Source organism: Hymenobacter aerophilus DSM 13606, assembly GCF_000382225.1.
Taxonomy (GTDB): Bacteria; Bacteroidota; Bacteroidia; order Cytophagales; family Hymenobacteraceae; genus Hymenobacter; species Hymenobacter aerophilus.
This window is the reverse complement of the sequence record NZ_KB907810.1, coordinates 63,623-81,879: the sequence shown is the minus strand read 5'-3', so window position 1 is coordinate 81,879 and position 18,257 is coordinate 63,623. Positions and strand designations below refer to the sequence as shown.

The 18,257-nt window shown below is 64.3% G+C and carries 12 protein-coding genes; 5 read left to right on the top strand and 7 right to left on the bottom strand.

Translation table 11 applies throughout. The features are described 5' to 3' along the window. Positions 1–75 precede the first annotated feature (75 nt). Positions 76–1,428 carry an alpha-amylase family glycosyl hydrolase gene (locus tag H145_RS20805; RefSeq protein ID WP_169513180.1) on the top strand — a complete coding sequence of 451 codons (1,353 nt, stop codon included), beginning with the start codon at positions 76–78 and terminating at the stop codon, positions 1,426–1,428. Positions 1,429–1,487: 59 nt separating this feature from the next. After that, positions 1,488–2,441, top strand: coding sequence for an aldo/keto reductase (locus H145_RS0109960; RefSeq protein WP_019948005.1), 954 nt, complete (start codon positions 1,488–1,490; stop codon positions 2,439–2,441). Between the two features lie 124 nt (positions 2,442–2,565). Here the strand turns inward: H145_RS0109960 and H145_RS0109955 are convergent, their stop codons facing one another. From H145_RS0109955 to H145_RS0109945, 3 genes are all read right to left on the bottom strand, one after another. Next, positions 2,566–5,559, bottom strand: coding sequence for a DUF6493 family protein (locus H145_RS0109955; protein ID WP_157541429.1), 2,994 nt, complete (start codon positions 5,557–5,559; stop codon positions 2,566–2,568). A gap of 164 nt (positions 5,560–5,723) precedes the next feature. Beyond that, positions 5,724–8,756 (bottom strand): DUF6493 family protein, encoded by a 3,033-nt coding sequence (locus tag H145_RS0109950; RefSeq protein ID WP_240471685.1) that lies wholly within the window; start codon positions 8,754–8,756, stop codon positions 5,724–5,726. Positions 8,757–8,898: 142 nt separating this feature from the next. Further along, positions 8,899–10,245: an SWIM zinc finger family protein gene (locus H145_RS0109945; RefSeq protein ID WP_019948002.1), complete on the bottom strand. Its 1,347-nt coding sequence runs from the start codon at positions 10,243–10,245 to the stop codon at positions 8,899–8,901. A gap of 239 nt (positions 10,246–10,484) precedes the next feature. On the opposite strand from H145_RS0109945, the gene H145_RS0109940 reads away from it, so the two are divergent. Continuing rightward, positions 10,485–11,195 (top strand): DUF421 domain-containing protein, encoded by a 711-nt coding sequence (locus tag H145_RS0109940; protein ID WP_019948001.1) that lies wholly within the window; start codon positions 10,485–10,487, stop codon positions 11,193–11,195. A gap of 59 nt (positions 11,196–11,254) precedes the next feature. Here the strand turns inward: H145_RS0109940 and H145_RS0109935 are convergent, their stop codons facing one another. After that, positions 11,255–11,965 (bottom strand): hypothetical protein, encoded by a 711-nt coding sequence (locus H145_RS0109935; RefSeq protein WP_019948000.1) that lies wholly within the window; start codon positions 11,963–11,965, stop codon positions 11,255–11,257. A 187-nt stretch (positions 11,966–12,152) separates the two neighbouring features. Between H145_RS0109935 and serA the strand changes: the two genes are divergently transcribed. After that, positions 12,153–14,054, top strand: a complete 1,902-nt coding sequence (gene serA / locus H145_RS0109930) for a phosphoglycerate dehydrogenase (RefSeq protein ID WP_019947999.1) — start codon at positions 12,153–12,155, stop codon at positions 14,052–14,054. A 106-nt stretch (positions 14,055–14,160) separates the two neighbouring features. Beyond that, a complete protein-coding gene (locus H145_RS0109925; RefSeq protein WP_019947998.1) occupies positions 14,161–15,285 on the top strand; it encodes a TlpA disulfide reductase family protein in 1,125 nt (374 codons plus the stop codon). A 96-nt stretch (positions 15,286–15,381) separates the two neighbouring features. Here H145_RS0109925 and H145_RS0109920 read toward each other — a convergent pair whose 3' ends face one another. The 3 genes from H145_RS0109920 to H145_RS20800 form a co-directional block, all read right to left on the bottom strand. Further along, a complete protein-coding gene (locus tag H145_RS0109920; RefSeq protein ID WP_019947997.1) occupies positions 15,382–15,801 on the bottom strand; it encodes a hypothetical protein in 420 nt (139 codons plus the stop codon). Positions 15,802–15,920: 119 nt separating this feature from the next. Next, complete coding sequence (locus H145_RS0109915; protein ID WP_019947996.1) at positions 15,921–16,526, bottom strand: hypothetical protein; 606 nt, start codon at positions 16,524–16,526, stop codon at positions 15,921–15,923. Between the two features lie 171 nt (positions 16,527–16,697). After that, positions 16,698–18,092, bottom strand: a complete 1,395-nt coding sequence (locus H145_RS20800) for a D-alanyl-D-alanine carboxypeptidase/D-alanyl-D-alanine-endopeptidase (RefSeq protein WP_019947995.1) — start codon at positions 18,090–18,092, stop codon at positions 16,698–16,700. Positions 18,093–18,257 lie beyond the last annotated feature (165 nt).

The following is an 18,257-nucleotide window of genomic DNA, read 5'->3' as shown; positions in this document are numbered from 1 at the left end:
CTGCGGGCCTTTTTCGGAGCCCAACCCGACCAAAACTACCACAAATTTCGTACGCTGGCTTTAGCATTTTTCCTCATGCCCGACCTTACCGCCGTTTCTCACCCTGATGCGCACCTGTTTGAGGTGCGGCATCCTGAGTGGGCCGCCAACGCCACCATCTACGAAGTCAACATCCGTCAGTACACGCCCGAGGGCACGTTTCGGGCCTTTATGGCCCACCTGCCCCGGCTGGCGGCCATGGGCATCAGCATTATCTGGCTGATGCCCGTACATCCCATTGGCGAGCAGGGCCGCAAGGGTACGCTGGGCAGCCAGTACGCCGTGCGCGACTACTTGGGCGTGAATCCGGAATTTGGCACGCTCGATGATTTGCGGGCTCTGGTGGCCGAGGCGCACCGCCTGGGGTTGCGCGTGCTGCTCGACTGGGTGGCCAACCACACCAGCTGGGACAACCCGTTGGTGCTTGCGCATCCCGAGTGGTACCAGCACGACGCCCAGGGCCGCCTGGTGCCGCCCGTGGCCGACTGGCACGACGTGGTGGCCCTCGATTACGGCCAGCCCGGCCTGCGCCGCTACATGATGGACGCGCTGTGCTACTGGGTTCGCGAAGCCGGCATCGACGGCTACCGCTGCGACGTGGCCGCGCTGGTACCCACCGATTTCTGGGACGAGGCTCGCCCGGCGCTGGAAGCCATCAAACCGGTGTTTATGCTGGCCGAGTGGGACGAGCTGTACCCCTCGGGCGGGCTGAGCTGGGACGAGTTCAACCCCGACACGCACCTGCTGGAGCGCGCCTTCGACATGACGTTCGGCCTGCGCCTGCACTACCTGTTCGACAGCATTGCGGCGGGTAAGGCCGATTTGGTGGCCATTGATGAGTACCGCGCCGCCGAGCGGGCCAAGTACCCGCCGCGGGTGTACCTGATGAATTTCACCAGCAACCACGACGTAAACAGCTGGGACGGCACCGAATACGAGCGGCTGGGCCCGCTGGCCCTACCCTTCGCCGTGCTCACGGGGCTGCTGCCGGGCATGCCGCTGGTGTATTCGGGCCAGGAGGCGGGGCTCAACAGGCGGCTGGCCTTTTTCGACAAAGACCCCATCGACTGGCAGGATTTCCCGCTGGAGGACTTCTACACGCGCCTGCTGCAACTCAAGCGCCGCCACCCGGCCCTGCTGAACGGCGACCCAACCAGCAGCTTCGAGCGCCTATCCGGCCCGGCCGGCCTCTACGGCTTCGTGCGCGAAAAGCAGGGCGCCGCCGTGCTGTGCGTCATCAACGCCGGCCCCGAACCGGCCGCTCTGCCCCTGCCCGAAGCCGCTGCCGGTACCTGGCGCGACGTATTTAGCGAAAAGCAACTGATGTTTCGGGCCGATGATGAGCTGCCCGTGCCCGGCCACGGCTGGCGGGTGCTGGAGAAAGTTTAGCTGTTCTCCGGCAATGCCGACTGCTTTTATCAACTTGCCTACTTCACTACACCTACACCATGCAACAACGCGAACTGGGCCGCTCGGGCCTGCGCACCGCGCCCCTCGTGCTGGGCGGCAACGTATTTGGCTGGACCACCGACGAGGCCACTTCCTTTAAAGTACTCGATGCCTTCGTGGCCGGCGGCGGTAATGCCATCGATACGGCCAACGTGTACTCGGCCTGGGGCGAGGGCCATCAGGGTGGCGAATCGGAAGCGGTTATCGGCAAGTGGCTGCAACGCCGGGGCCGCCGCGACGACGTGCTCATCTTCTCGAAAGTGGGCATGAAGATGGGCGACGGCCGCCAGGGCCTGGGCAAGGCCTACATCAAAACGGCCGTGGAAGAGTCGCTCAGCCGGCTCAAAACCGATTACCTCGACCTCTACCAGTCGCACCAGGATGATGAGGAACGCACCGTAACCGAGCCGCTGGAGGCGTACGCCGAGCTTATCCAGGAGGGCAAGGTGCGCGCTATTGGGGCCAGCAACTTCTCGGCCGGGCGGCTGCGGGCGGCGCTGGCAGCCAGCGAAACTCAGGGGCTGCCGCGCTACGAAACTTTCCAGCCCGAGTACAACCTCTACCGCCGGGCGGGCCTGGAGCACGAGTTGCTGCCGCTTTGCCAGGAGTACGGCTTGGGCATTATCCCCTACTTCGGGCTGGCCTCGGGTTTCCTGACGGGCAAATACCGCTCGGAGAAAGACCTGGCCAAAAGCATCCGCGGCAGCACCGTGGGCCAGAAATACCTCAACGAGCGGGGCTACCAAATTCTGGCGGCCCTTGATGCCGTGGTGGCCCGCCACGCCGGCACTTCGCCCGCTCAGGTGGCCCTGGCCTGGATTATGGCCCGCCCCGGCCTCACCGCCCCCATTGCCTCGGCTACCAGCGTTCCGCAGGTCGAGGAACTGCTGAAAGCCATGCAACTGGAGCTGACCGAAGCCGACATGCACCAGTTGAACGAAGCCAGCGAATAGCGGCTGTTAGGCTGGATGGTTGTAGAGACGCGACCCATCGCGTTTCAGCGTTGAACGGTTATTGGGCAACGAGAAGACGCGATGAGCCGCATCTTTACAACCGCAAGTCTACTAAAGACTTACGCTAGATATCCAGCAAGACCGTAGCTGCTTTTTTGAGGCTACCCACGGCCTGCCACTCTTGCAGCCGTTCCTGCACCGCAGCCGGCAACGGCAGGCCGGCACCGGCCCGCAGGTCGGTATAGGCAGCCAGCAGCTTGGCGGTGTTGCGTAGTGGCGCGGCGGGCAGCTCGGGCAATAGGGCCTCCAGTAGTTGGCGCAAGGCGTCGTCGGTGGCGAGCGAGATGCCACGGGCCGCAGGCAGCGCTTCGGCCAGGCGCAGTACCGGGGCGTAGCTGCCGGCCAGCAGCCGGCCCAGGGCATTGCCCAGCGCTACGGGCACCAGCCGCCCGGTACCTACGGCGGCCAAGAGCACTTCCCAGGCCAGGGCCCGTACGGTTGACTTGCCGTATAGCAGGCCCACCGCCAGCAGAACCGTGGCCGGCTCCTCGTAGGCCGGGCCATCGTTCAGCAAGGCGTGCAGCTGCTTGCTGAGCCCGGACTGCTCCTCACTATACCCCTCACTGGTAGTGAAGGCCGAGCGGAGCAGGTGCCATTGCAACGAGGCCGGATTGTTGGGCAGCAGCGAATGCAGAAAGCTCAGGTCCTCAAACAACGACCAGATGTACGTGTGCTTCTTCTGGGGAAGCTGAGCGTGCAGCGAGTACAGTAGCAGCGGCGAGGGCGGCGCGGCCGCTTCAGCAGTGGGCACTACGAGTTCGTGCGTCTGGTACACATACTCGGGTTCCGCCTTGTTGTAGGACTGCTTAACGGTATGGGTTTCGGTGTTGATGCGCCAACTAGGCTGCCAGGGCTCGGCTAAGCCGGGGTAGTTGGCCAGCGCCGTTAGCTCGGGCAAGGCCGCCTGCGGGTAGCGGGTGCGCGCCGCCACGGCCCACAGCCAGGGCACGACTTCAGCCAGCGTGGGGGCAACCGGATGCTCGCCCGACACCCACTGACCAAACCGGCTCGCCGCCTTCTCAAACAACGACTTATCGCCAGGCCTAAGTACTGGTAGTGCCGGGGTTTCTTCGGCAGGAGCCAGGAGCCAGCTCAGGAGTTGGCGCAGGTCAGCATTTGCCAGTCCGGCCAACCGTTGCCGGGCGGTGGCCGCATCGGCCGGGGCGTTCCAGGCCAGCCGACTCAGGGCCAGTACGGAGTCGGTGGCATCTGGCTCCTGGCCGGCGGCTTCGTAGGCCAGCAGCTTATCCAGCAGTGCCATGGGCGCCACCCAAAAGGGCTGGTGCGTGGGCGTGCTGAGCAGCGGTAGTGGCACTGCGCCGGGAGCCAGCCGGGCTTCGGTGGCCACCAGCCGTTGCCGGGCCAGGCTCAGCAGCGGGTCGGGGTAGAGCTGGTAGTGGGCAGCTAGGCTCGTCCGCGCTACTTGCGGTTGGGCAAAGCCACCATACCAGCCAGCCAGCAAAGCCCGCAGAAAATCTCTCTGCCCCGCCCGACCGTAGTCCATTTTCCGCAGAATATCGGTGGTTTCGGCTTCGGTTTTGTCCCGCAAATACCCGGAAAACACTTGCAGTAAGTAAGGCCGCAACTGCGCAGCATAGTCGGTGGGGTACTGAGCGCGCAACCGCAACAGGCCATCAAGCCAGCGCTCCTGCTCGGCAGGCTGATCGGGTTGTAAGGCCTGGCCGGTCAGAAACAGCAGCTCGTGCCAGTCGGCCACTGGGGCAATGGCCGTGGCGGCCGAAATATCGGGCACGTAGCCAGTGTGCGGCCTGTAGGCTTCTAAGGGCACAAGTGCGGCTGGTGCGGCGACCAGCCAGGGTGCCAGCAACGTGCGGGCCGGGGTGCTCAGCAGCTCACTTAGTCCCTGCACGTCAGCTATAGTGTTGGCCAGCGCCTCCTCGTCAAGCAACGGCTTTTTGGCCCCCAGCAAGCCGGCCAGACTCTTAGCGGCCCGCTCCTGCACGCCGGCATCGGGGTGGGCCAGGGCGGTGGCGAGGCGCGGGGTCAGGGCCGGAGCCAGCGCGGGGCGGGCTTTCAGCAGCTTGTCGAAGCCGCTGAATAGGGTTTTTAGGCCGGTTTTCAGGTTGGACCGAGTAAGCAACTCGTCGGCGTAGGGCAGCAGTGCGTCTACATCAAAACCAGGTTCTCCCCAGATGAGCTTGAGTTGGTCGAGGGCGAAGTTCACCACCTGCGTCAGCGGCTGGGCCAGCAGTTCGCGTAGCTCGGCCTGCCGGGCTAAGCGCTCATCGGGCGTAGGCTCCAGGGCTAGAAACAGGTCTTTGAACCACGATAATAGCGGGCGACGGAAGTCGCGGCGCAGCGCCAGCAGACTACTGGTGAGCAGTGTAGCCCGGTCGAGGTGGCCGCTTTCGGTTAGCGCGGGCAACAGCGTAAGCCAACTGACAGATTTCAGCTTAGCGCCCAGGTAAGCCGATGCCGAGTCGACATTCGTGTCGTAGTCGAACAGCAGGGGTAAGTCGCGCGCCAGCAGCGTGGTATCGGCTTGCAGTTGGGCCAGCATAAAGGTGGCCAGGCCCTGGCCCCGCTCCTTGTTGGTGCGGCTGTAGTAGCTGGGGCGCTGGGCCAGGCTTTGGGCAAACAGCCAGGGGTCGTGGCCAAGCAGCCCGGCCGTTTCCATCTCGCGCAACTGGCTGTAGGGCAGAATGTAACCAAATTCAGCTCGCGCCTGACGCACCAGCCAGTCCTTAAGCCAAGAGGGGCGACTGTGGCGCAACACCCGCATAAAATACTCTTTGTAGCCCCGGTTGTCCTTGTCGTTGTCTAGGCCAAGATGCGCAGGCAACTCGAAGCTACGGCCTAGCGCTTCCTGCTTGGTGTAGGTAGCCAAGCCAGCCAGCAGCAGATGGGCTTCACGCTGCATAAGGGCCCTGCTTTCTGGTGTATCGTTGCGCCAGTCGTTCATTTCCTTGCAAAGCGCCTTGGTTTTGAGCCGTACCGCCACCAAGTCTTGCTTATCGAGTTGCACCAAAAAGTCAAGTAGCTCCGGCAGGGGCCGGTGACGCACAAGCTGCTCAAAGTTTTCAGTACTGTTGGCCATAGCGGTATTCATCAAGGGATTATAATAAAAAAACTTTCGCCGGGCGGTTATAGCGGTGCCATACTTCGCGACTCAATCAGTGAATAGTAGTTTTGCACGGGAAACGCCTTGGTTATCAGTCGTTGTGTAATATTGGGCAGCGGGAGCCGCGAAGTTTCGCGTCGCTACGTCAAAACTTGCTTAACCAGCGGCTTCAAGCTGGCCACGGCCCGCCACTCCCCTAGCCGGGCCCGTACCGCGGCCGGCACCATCCGGGCCGTGCGGGGTTGGACCAAAGCGTAGGTTTCCAGTAACTTGCGCGTACTGCGCGGCGGGGCGGCGGGCAGTTCGGGCAGCAGCGCTTCCAGCACCTGGGTCAGGGCATCGTCCGTTAACGGGTCGATGCCGGTCAGCGCCGTCAGGCCATCGGACAGGCGGGGCACCGGGGCATATTCGGCCGCCAGCTGCCGGCCCAGGATTTCACCCAGCGAAGCTGGCAGCAGGCGGCCGGCGGCAATGGCCCGGAGCAGCACTTCCTGCGCTAGCCGGCGGCATTCGGCCAAATTGTGCACCAGGCCGCAGGCGAGCAAGTCGAGGCTGGCCCCCAGATAGACCGGGCCGGCTGGCAGCAGGCTGCGCAGGGCCTGCTGCACGATGTCGCGCTCGGCCGTTTCCAGCTTGTCGGTCCAGGCGCCGTTGCGCAGGGCGTGCTCGTGCACGGGGGCCGGATTATGCGGCAGCAGGCTCCCGAAAAACGGCAGGTCCTCGGCCATGACTATATTTTCCTCCCACGACCCGCGCTGGCTGCGGCCCACTGGTGGCGCGTAAAGCAGCAGCGGCGAAGGGGCCGGCCGGGTGGTGCCACTATCCCAGGCCAGCTCTACGTAGCGGTAAACCCGAGTCGGCTCGCCAATGCCCGAATGCCGGTTTTCGTGCGGCACGGCCACGCAGGTGGAAAGCAACGGTTGCGCCACGCCGGGGTAGTCGTACCCCAGGGCAGCGGGCAGCGTGGGGAAGCGGCCGAGTGGCGCTTTGGTGCGGGCCGCCACGGCCCACAGCTCCGGCAGCGCCCCGGCCAGCTCAACCGACAGCTTCGCCCCAGGCCGTTGCGGGGCGGCAGACGGCAGGGTGGGCAGTTGGGCGTCGGCCGGGCCAAAAAACCACGTCAGCAGCTCGCGGAGCCCGATATCGACCAGGGCTGGGAGCTGGGTCAGCGCCTCGGCAGAACTGGCGGCGTGGCTGTGCGCCGTGCGGGCCAGCGCCACGGCCAAGTCGGCGGGTGCGGGCGGGATTCCCGCGGCCTGATAAGCCAGCAGCCGGGCTACCAGCGTATTCGGTGCCACCCAGTACGGCTCGTGCGTGGGCGTGCTCAGGAGCGGCAGCGGGTGGCCTTGGCGCAACAGTGTTTCAGCGCACAGATAGCGCTGTTTTTCCACGGACAATAGCGGGCCGGGCGCAGCGTAATCTCCCTTGAGGTTCACGCGGGCCACGCGGGCGGTAGCGAAGCCGGTAGCCCAGCTTAGGAGTAGGGCCTGAGCCAGCCCCTCGTGCCCGTTCGTGTTCACGGGGCCCGCCAGCAGCGTGGTGCTTTCGGCAACTGAAGCCTTTTTGAGGGCGGGCAGCCGCTGTACCAGGTAGGGCTTTAGCTGCGCGGCAAAGTCGGCGGGCAGTTGGGCGGGCAGCCGCAGCAGGCCATCCAGCCACCGTTCGGCAACGGCCGGGTCGCGGTGCTGCACTACTTGGCCCGTCAGGAAGAGTAGCTCGTGCCAATCGGCCACCGGGGCAATGGCCGTAGCCGCCGAAATATCGGGCACAAACGAAGCGGTCGGCGCATATGCCGCGGCGGCACCCGGCCCGCCGACCACTACAGCCGGCTCCAGCCAGGGCACCAGCACGGTGCGCGCCGGGCCGCCCAGTAAGTCGGTGGCCTGCTGAATGGCCGTTACTACTACTGCCGTTTCGGTGGGGTCGAGCAATGGTTGAGCAGCGTTCAGTAGGCCCGCCAGCCCTTTGGCGGCGCGCTCCTGCACGGCCCCATCGGGGTGCGGCAGGGCGGCGGCCAGCAGGCGGGCAATAGTCGGGGCCTGCGCGGGCTCCTGCTTCAGGCATTTCAGCAGACCCATTATTAGCGCCCGCAAACTGGTTTTGAGTTCGGGCCGGGCCATGAAGCTGTCGGCCAGCGGTAGCAGCACGGTCGGGGAAAAGGCTGGCGCTTGTAGTAGCTGCGTTAGCTGGGTCAGGGCAAAGTTGGCTACCAGCGGCATGGCATGCGGCAGTTCCAACAGCTCGTTTTGCCGGGCCAACAGCTCCTCAGTGGTTGGTTCCAGCTTTAGAAACAGGTCTTTAAACCACGTCAGCAGCGGGCGGCGGAAGTCGCGGCGCAGGGCCAGCAGGCAGCGGGTGAGCAGGTCGGCCCGGTCGAGGTGGTTGGTGGCGGCTAGCTGTACGATGACGTTTTGCCACGACACAACCTGGATTGGGTGCTTCTGTTCCCATACTTGCCAGGGGCGCAATTGTCTGCCATTGGCATCCTGAGCGCCCTCTGCATCAAAAGGCATTACAAGCTGAATTCGCGCGCTGTAGGCATTAACTGCCGTGTCGAATTCAAACAGCAACGGTAAATCTCGCCGCAGCAATAGAGGGTCGGCCCGAAACCGGTCTGCAATGGCAGCAGCGGCATCCAGGGGGACGGAAACACCCTGGCTCAACTCCCCTCCCCAATCGCTCAGGGCCTGTACCACTGCCTTAACCACTATTTCGGGCACATACGGAATCAACTGCTCCTCCTCCAGGGTTCGCAGCAACGCATAACCGACTGCCCAGTCCCGGCCATTGCGGTGAATATGCCGCAGCCAATCGCCCAGCCAATCGGGACGAATTGCGCTAATAAGCGCCAGCCAGGCTTCATGCAGTCCTTTTATAGTTTGATAATTATTTCCGGCCAGAGCCCAGCCATTAGTCAGGCTGCGGAGCGCGTCGGTGCGCGAATAAACCGCGAAGCCCGTCAGAAATAACGCCTCGTATTGCTCACGGGTACTTCGGCTTCCCCAGCTATTTTCCGACAGCTGCACGATGCTTTCCAGCTCTTTTCTCAGCGCTTTGAGCTTTGCCCGCACCGGCACCACGTCCCGTTTTGGCAGCGCCAGCAGAAACGGAAGCAGCTCTGTAATACTCTGGTGGCGGATGATGTGCTCAAATTCTTCGACGGTAGTGGGCATAGGTCTAGTCTAGGATTGAGTAGTTCGTATTGAGTACATAGGGTTCAGCTATTGATTTTTTAGGCCGGTGTAGTTTCGCATCACCCACAGGGCCGGCACTGTTTGGCCTGACCGCTCAGCGCCAGCTACTCCCCGCTAACTATTATGCTGCTCCAAACCGCAGCTGGGCGGCCAGAATGTGCTTGCACGGCCCGCGCTGGCCCTGGTGGCCGGTAAACCACTGGCAGGTGCAGCGCGGGGCCTCGGCGCCGCCTACCAGCACGGTATGCCACACGTCGGTACCGCGCACGCGCACTTCAGTACGGCCGCCATTCCCCACTCCTACCAACTGCACATCGTCGGCGGCTTCGAGCAGGGCGCGGGCATTTTTGAGGCGGGGGTTGAGCTTGAGAATGCGCTCCAGCTTGAAGGGCAGCCGGCGGTAGAAGTAGTGGTTGCTGGCCAAATCGAAGCCCAGCAAACCCATGGCCGAAAGGCTGGCGCACAGGCGGTCGACCACCTCGGGGGCCAGGTCGTTTTCCAGCGCAAACAGCGTGGGGTTGAAGGTTTCGTTGCCCCGGAACAGGTTGTTGGCCCCGGTTATCCACTCGGTAGGCAGTTCGTCGAGCAGCGTATCGAGCTGGTTGCCCTCGCCCGAAAAGCCCCGGTTGGCCTCGGCGCTCAGGGCCAGCACAAACTCGTGCCCGCCGCCCAGCACCAGCACGAAAGCTGAGGCCTGCCCGTCGGGCGTGGCGTATACTCGCAGGTTTTCGCAGAGCGGCAGCAGGCCGTCGAGCAGGCGCAGGCGGTGCGCGCCCCCCACCCGCACGGCCCCCGCGCTGGCTACCGGCACGAAGCTGGGGCGCGGGCCGCGCAGCAGCAGGTAATATTCGCCGCGCAGGGTGCCCGCGGGCAGGCTCTGCAGCATCTGCGTGGCCTGCACTTTGGTTAGCGTCAGGCGCTCCTCCATGCCGGCCAGGTAGCCCTGCACGGCGGTCAGGCCCTTTATCCAACGCTCGGGCAGGCTCACTTTGCGCTCGGTTACAGTGCCGGCGGCGCGCTCCAGCACCACTTGCTGCTCGCCCACTTGCAGCCGCACCGGCTCGGTGCGCGACACCCGCGCCAGGGCATTCACCATGGGCTCGTTGAAATCGACGTTGGTGGTGCCGCTGGCCAGAAACTCGCCCTCCAGCGCCTCAGGCCCCAAATCGAGGCGGGCGTACACGCCGTTGCACGATGAAAACGCCTCGAAGCGCAGCAGCCCCGCCCCGGCCGTTACGATGGGGTCGCGCAGGGCGGCGCTCTGCGGCACGAAGCGCGAGGCTACCACTTTGGCTAACGTAGTTAGTCCGCGGGCGGCCAGCCAGGAGTTGGCCAGCCCACCGCTGAAGAAACAGGCAGCGCCCCCCGTCGGCGGGTCTTCGGCGTAGGCCGCCAGGGCAAGCACGTTGCCTTTCACGGTGTGGGTCAGTGCTGAGGGTTGAGCGTAGGCGTAAGCAAAATCAGCCATAATGGGAGGAAGAAAGTGAAATACGTTGGTTGCAGCGTAGCAGTATAGGAGAATTGCGATGCGAACTTAAGCCAAATTATTTAGCTCTACTAATTTAATTGGCATTAGGTAGTTCTTTGGTGAGGAATTGAAGTCGATTTAGCATCCATGCCACACCAGGAGGCGAACCAAGCTCCGGATTTCTGCCGTAATACGCTACTTTTCGGCCTTATTCCGGCCCTCTCCCCACCCCGTACCGCATGGATCAACCGCCCGTAATCCCCTTCGACTGGCACCGCATTTTGTGGGCCGATGACACCACATGGCCGTTTCTGCTGGAAATAGCCGCCCGCTGCGGAGTAATGTACCTGCTGATTCTGGCGGCGCTGCGGGTGATGGGGCGGCGCGGGGTGCGGCAGCTCTCCATTTTCGAGCTTAGCATCATCCTGGGCCTGGGCTCGGCCGCCGGCGACGCCATGCTCTACGACGATACGCCCCTGCTGCCCACGCTGGTTGTGTTCGGCATGGTAACGGGCCTCTACACCATTTTCAATGTCCTCACCGAGCGGTTCCCCGGATTTTCCGACTGGCTGGAAGGCGAGCCGATACTGCTGGTGGAAGAAGGCGTCATCAATCGGCCAAACTTCGAGAAGCAGAATATCACCCTGAAAGAGCTGTTCGGCGAGCTGCGCCAGCAGCAGGTGGAGCACCTGGGCCAGGTGCGCCGGGCCTACATCGAATCGGACGGCGAAACCAGCGTGTATTTCTTCCCCGATGACGAAGTGCGCCCGGGTCTGCCCATCTGGCCCGAGCGCCTCGCCGAGGCCCAACCCGCCGCCACCGCCCCCGGCCCCCACGCCTGTGCCCGCTGCGGCCACGTGCGCGAGCTAGCCGTCGCGGCTCCGGCCCGCTGCCCGGTGTGCCAGAACGACACCTGGCTGCCCGCCAGTACGGCCCGGCGGGTGGGCTGATGGTGGAAGTGCTGGCCGCAGAAAGAAAAGCGACTGGCAGGCGGCTGCATCAGCCTGCGCTAATTGATGCGGTAAGCCAGCCCCACGCGCAGCATCCGGCCATAGGCCTCACTTGCCGGACCACCCACGTAGTTGTTCTTGTAGTTGTGCGCGCCCCGCGAGTAGCCTACCGACAGGCCGAGCCGCTGGTAATAGGCCGTCAGGTTGGCCCGACCCCGCGGGTCTTTGGAGACCTCTCCCGGTGTACGGTCGCGCTCGGCCGCAACGCTGATACCGCCCCCCGACGCCTCGCCCTTTTCCTGTACTCCCAGCAGAAAACCCAGCTCGGGACCCAGGGTAGCATCGAGATTAACGGCACCCAAACGGAAGCGCCAGCCCGCGAACAGGTGGGTATTGATGAAACGGCTGGTGAGCACCGTGTGCCCCGTAGCCGCCACCAGGTTGCCCCTGCCCGGATAAAAACCGTTGATATCGACGCGGCTGCGCAGCCACTCGTAGCCGGCCTGCGCCCCCAGCACCAGCCGGTAGGCCGTAACGCGCTGCACTTGCCCGGCCCCGCCGTACGAGAGGGTGAAGCGGTTGCCGTAGGGATTGTTGGTGTAGCCAGGGCCGCCCGTGTCGGAATCAATAATGAACGAGGTGCCCGCGGCCGAAGCGCCCCGGTAGCTGAAGTAGCCCGAGGTGGCGTGCAGCGTAACCTCCGTGCTTTGGGCTTGGGCAGTGGCGGCACTCAGGCCGAGTCCAAGCGCGAGCAGTAGCAGTTGTTTCATAAGTAGCCGGCAGGATTGGCAGTATGGGGAAGCGCGTGCAGCCTTCTGCTGCCTCCGGAAGCAGGAGCCGTAAGTACAGTATTAGGTTGCATGGCAACTGACAGCGGCTACTTTCTATCTCCAATCAGGCTGCCAGATGTCCCCCGCCCGTCCCATTGTTCCGCCGCGCCCTACCTTGCCCTCCCATATGCCCGACGAACCCCAACCCCTGCCCTACCTTATCATCGACTTCGACAGCACTTTTACGCAGGTAGAAGGGCTGGATGAGCTGGCCGATATTGCCCTCGAAAACAGCCCGGAGCGCGAAAAAATCGTGGGGCAGATCCGGGCGCTGACCGACCGGGGCATGAGCGGCGAGCTGAGCTTTTCGGAATCGTTGAGGCAGCGGCTGGCGCTGCTGCCGGCCCGGCGCGAGCATATCGGGCAGCTGGTGGCGCGGCTGCGGGGCAAGGTGTCGGAGAGCATCCGGCGCAACCGGGGCTTCTTCGAGCAGTTTCCGGGCCGGGTGTACATCGTGAGCAGCGGGTTTCGGGAGTTTATCGAGCCGGTGGTGGGCGAGTTCGGCATTGCGCCCGAGTTCGTGCTGGCCAACACGTTCGCGTTTGATGAAAGCGGCCGCATTACCGGCTTCGACCCCGAAAACGTGCTGAGCCGCGACGGGGGCAAAATCGAGCAGCTGCGGCGCCTGCACCTCACGGGGCCGGTGTACGTGCTCGGCGACGGCTACACCGACTTTCAGATGCGCGAAGCCGGCTTGGCCGACCGCTTCTACGCCTTCACCGAAAACGTGGCCCGCCCCGCCGTGGTAGCCCAGGCCGATGAAGTGCTGCCCTCCTTCGATGAATTTCTCTACCAGAACAAGCTACCCATGAGTTTGAGCTACCCCAAAAACCGCATTAAAGTGCTGCTGCTCGAAAACCCCGACCCGCGCGCCGCCGAGCTGCTGCGCCAGGAAGGCTACCAGGTGGAGCTGGTGCCCGGCGGCCTCGACGAGGACGAGCTGGTAGCGCGCATCGAGGGCGTGAGTTTGCTCGGCATCCGCAGCAAAACCCAGGTAACGGCGCGGGTGCTGGCGGCCGCCAACCGCCTCATCGGCATCGGCGCGTTCTGCATCGGCACCAACCAGATTGACCTGACTGAGTGCCTGAAAAAGGGCGTAGCCGTGTTCAACGCCCCCTTCAGCAACACCCGTTCGGTGGTGGAGCTGGCCCTGGGCGAAATCCTGCTGCTGGCGCGCCGGGTGCCCGAAAAGAACGCCCAGATGCACGCCGGCAAGTGGGATAAGTCGGCGGGCGGGGCGTTTGAGGTGCGCGGCAAGAAGCTGGGCATCGTGGGCTACGGCAACATCGGCTCGCAGCTGTCGGTGCTGGCCGAGGCCATCGGGTTGCAGGTACTCTACTTCGATATTGCCGAGAAGCTGCAGCTGGGCAACGCCACCCGCTGCCGCACCCTGCCCGAGCTGCTGGCGCAGGCCGACATCGTGACGCTGCACGTGGACGGCCGCCCCGAAAACACGGACCTGTTCGGGCCCGAGGAATTCGCCCAAATGAAGCCGGGCGCCCTATTCCTCAACAACGCCCGCGGCCCCGTGGTAAACGTGGCGGCGCTGGCCGCCGCCCTGCGCTCGGGCCACCTGGGCGGGGCCGCCGTCGATGTGTTTCCGTACGAGCCCAAAACCAACGACGAGCCGTTTGCGAGCGAGCTGCGCGACCTGCCCAACGTGCTGCTCACGCCCCACATCGGCGGCTCTACGGCCGAGGCCCAGCGCAACATCGCCGAGTTTGTGCCCGAGCGGCTGATGCAGTACGTGAACACCGGCAACACCCAGCAGAGCGTCAATTTCCCCAATATTCAGCTGCCCGAGCAGGCCGCCCACCGGCTCATGCACATCCACCACAACGTGCCCGGCGTGCTGGCCCACATCAACCAGGTGCTGGCGTCCCACGCGGTCAACATCCTGGGCCAGTACCTGAAAACCAACGAGCATATCGGCTATGTGATTACCGACGTCGACAAGCAGTACGAGCCGGCCCTGATTGAGGAGCTGCGCCAGGTGGAGCACACCATCAAGTTTCGGGTGCTGTACTAACGGCCGGGGTTCGGAATAAAAATTTCGCGCTGCAACCGCCTCATTTTCTGCGAAATTCTGCGGATATTATGCGCGGTTTATCTTCCTTTTCCATCCATTTCGTTTTATGAAAACAACGCTCCTCGGCCTGCTGCTGGCCGCCGCCCCCGTAGTGGCCCAGGCCCAGACGCCCGCTCCGTTCACCATTAAAGGGCAGCTGGGCAAAGTGGCCCCCAGGTCGAAAGTATATCTGTTTGGCACGGGCCGCCTCGACTCGGCGGAAGTAAAGAATGGCGCCTTCGTGCTGAAAGGCACCGTGACCGAGCCTAAACAGGTGCTGGTGCAGCTGCTACAAAACGGCAACCGCCGCCGCCTGCGCACGGGTCAGGCCGACCGGATTACCTTCTACCTCGAACCGGGTGTTATCAGTCTTACCAGCCCCGACTCGCTGGGCAATGCCGCTTTGGCGGGCACGCCGCTCAACACCGACTTCCAGCAGCTCCAGACCCTGCTAAAGCCCGGCCAGGACCAGCTCAAGGCCCTGTACGCCACCTACCGGGCCACACCCAAGGAGCAGCGCACACCCGAGTTCCAGGCGAAAAGCGATGCGCAGGAGGAAGCCCTGGACAAAATCGTAAATCAGCAGTACGCCACCTTCATCCGCACCCATCCGGGTTCCATGGTGAGCCTTGATGCGGTGAAGTCGATGGGTGGGGCCGTGCCCAACTACGCCGAGGTGGCCCCGCTGTTTGCGCTGTTGGCGCCCGCCGTGCAAAACAGCCCCGCCGGCCAGCGCTACGCCGCCGAGCTGGCCATCCTCAAAACCGTGTCGGTGGGGGCTGTGGCGCCCGATTTCACGCTGCCCACGCCCGAGGGCAAGCCGGTGGCCCTCAGCAGCCTGCGGGGCCAGTTTGTGCTGGTCGATTTCTGGGCCAGCTGGTGCGGCCCCTGCCGCGAGGAAAACCCCAACGTGGTAAAGGCCTACAACGCTTTCAAGGGCCGCAACTTCACGGTGCTGGGCGTATCGCTCGATGAGTCCAATGCCCGCGAAAAGTGGCTGAAAGCCATTGCCACCGACCAGCTGCCCTGGACCCAAGTGTCGGGCCTGAACGGCTGGAAGGGTGAGGCGGCCACCCGCTACCACATCCAGGCCATCCCCCAGAACTTCCTCATCGACCCCAGCGGCAAAATTGTGGCCGTGAACCTGCGCGGAGCGGCCCTGCAAACCACCCTGGCCCAGCTGCTGAAGTAGACGAGTAAGACGAAATAAGACAAGTAGAATAGGCATAGAAAAGCCTCTGGCAATTTGTCAGAGGCTTTTCTATGCCTACCGGCGACGCTAATTTTGTCAGGCGGGCAGCGCGTCGTGGCGGGCCTGCACGGCCGTGATGGCCCCGCTGAGCAGGGCCACCTGGGCATCAATCTGGTCGGAGTCGACATCGGCCAGGAAGGCGGCGGCCCCGCCGCTGTCGGCGGTGCGGTTTTGCAGGCGGGCCTTTTGGTAATTGGCCGTCAGCAGCTGGTCGGTATAGCGGTTGCGGTCGGCGTCCGAGAGGTCGGGGCGGGCCAGCTGGTCGTTCAGATAGTTCACGCGGTCGGTGGCGGTGGCCAGGCGCGAGGCATTGGAGGCCCCGGTGCGGCCTTCGCGGCGGTCCTGGTAGGCCAGGTTCTGGTCGCGGTTCTGGTAGCCATCCAGCTCAGCTTCCAGACTGGCTTTGGCCGTCAGGCACTGCGCGCGGTCTTTTAAGGTGTTCACATCGTACGCCATAACAAGTAAATGGGAGGAAAGAGTGAAACAATGATTGCGCTTCAAAACTAGCAACCTCAGGCACTTACGCAAGCGCAGTTCTGCTTTGCGGCAATTATATTTTACGCCGGCCGCCGCGGCTAACCGGCCGGGGGCAGCAGCGCCGCCAGCCCGGCAGCTTCGGCTTCGAGGGCTTCGGCGCGCAGGCGCAGCAGGTGGTAGCGGACGCTCTGGTCGGGGGGCAGCTGGGTGGGGCGGGCATCGAGCCAGCGGTGGCGGTGCCAGGTTTGCCACGCGGGCCAGTTGGTGGCCGGGTTGGGCTCGGCGGCGGGGCCGGGGTCGGGCGGCAGGGCGGCGTGCAGGGCGGGCAGCGCGGCGGCCCAGCGGGCGGCGGTTTCGGCCTGGGCCAGCAGCGGCACCAGCTGCCGACGCAGGCGGCGGGCCCGGTGCTGGCAGTCGTCGAGGCGGGCTTCCAGCGGCGCCGACGCGGGCGGGGCAAGCGCCAGGGCCGGTTGGGCCGATGCTAGCCGGAGCGTACCCGGAGTAGCCGCCGCGGCTGCCGCTTGCACTTGCGCCAGCAGTGGGGCCAGCGCTTCGCTGGTCGAAGGGGCCAACTCGCGCCGGCCCGTGTCGAGGTGACCGGCCTGGGCCGCACTCACGCCCAGCCAATCAGCCAGTTCCTGCTGCGTAAGGCGGAAATAGTCCCGTACCGCAGCCGTAACGGTGTCGGTAGAAGTAATGGGCATCGTGTGTATAGGTTTGCAACTTGTATTCCACTTACCTATACACAGGTTGTATAGTTTTCCAAAAATTAATTTTGAAAATTATACAACGGCTACGTGGCCTTAAACATGCGCATAATTATTCAATACCAGAACCTTTTTTACCCAGTCCCCAGCTTCTATCCGCATCATCTTCTACAGCTCCTCCCGCACCCGCGTGAGCAGGCGCTCCATTTCGCGGCGGATTTCGCGGGTGGGCACTACGTAGTTGTTGTTGAAGAAGCTGAACGCTACCAGCCGGCCCGAGCGGGTGCGCAGGTAGCCGGCCAGGTTGTGGTTGTTGGTGAGCGTGCCGGTTTTACCCCACAGCCAGGGCCCGGTTTTGCCCCCCAGGTAGGCCCGGCGCAGCGTGCCCTGGCCGCCGCCGGCCGCCAGCCAGCTCAGCAGCCGCGGCTCGGGCACCTGCTGGTGCAGCCGCACGAGCAACGCCGTGAGGAAGCGGGGCGTGAACAGGTTGAGCCGCGAAAGGCCCGAGCCATCCACCCACTGCGGCGCATCGGGCAGGGTGCGCAGGTAGTTCTGCTGCATCGTCCGGATGGCGCGGGCGGGGCTCAGCGAGTCGGGCGCGAGGGTGGCGGCGCAGAGCATGAGCAGCTGCTCGGCCAGAAAATTATCCGACACCCGCAGCATGCGGCGGTAGAGCGAGTCGGGCGGTAGCGTGCGCACAATGCGCACCGAATCAGTAGCCCGCAGGCGCAGCGGGCCGGCCGCCAGGATGGGGCGGCGCAGCGTGTCCTGCAGCAGCTGGAGCAGCAGGGCGGGGCTGGTCCGGAAGGGCACCTCATCCACCCAGGCTTTGGCCGCCGGGAACACGAAAAAGCGGTTTTCCTCGGGCGGCCGCTGCACGTGGTCGTTGGCGGGGTTGGGGCGGGTGGCGGGCGCGGGGGCCGTCAGGGGCCGAAAGAAGCGGGGCAGCACCCGCGGGCCGGCGGGGGCCGGGCGGCCGTAGAAGCGCACGGTGTTGCCGTAGATGGGCATAGCGTTGCGCTCGGGCTGGAAATAGTAGCCGTAATCGTCCCAGCTCCAGCCGGGGCCGAAGGCGGGCGGCGTGGGCACCTGGGCGTAGAGCAGCACCTTTTCGGGCCGGGTTTGCAGAAACTCGAAAACGCGGCGCGCCGGCACGTCGCCGTGCAGCAGCATGGGGTCGCCGGTGCCCCAGAACAGCAGCGTATCGGGGCCGCGCGGCACATAGCGCAGGCCGGGCAGCGAGTCGGCGGCCAGCAGCGTGAGGCCGGCATACAGCGTGAGCAGCTTGGTGGTGCTGGCCGGCGTGAAGTAGCGGCTGTCCTGGTAGCCGAACAGCGGCTGGCCGGTGCCAGCGTCGGCCAGGCTCAAACCCACCTGGTGCTGGCGCAGCACGGGCGAGGTGCGCAGCTGCTCCTCCAGCCAGCTCAGATTGGGCACCGGCGGGGCAGTGGCGGGCACGGGCAGGGTTTGGGCCGGGATGGGGGGAGTTTGGGCGGCCAGCGCCAGGGGCAACAGGGTGCCGCCGAGCAGCAGGGCCAGGCAGCGAAACAGAACAGAAAGCATAGGCCCACAAGATAGGGGGATGCGTTGGTGGTTTGTCATCCTGAGCTTGCGAAGGACCTATACAGAAGGTATCTATTGAGGTTAGCTTCTGTCTAGGTCCTTCGTCGCCGCTCAATTCGCGGAATGCTCAGGATGACAGTTTTATTCCGACAATCCAATCCCCGG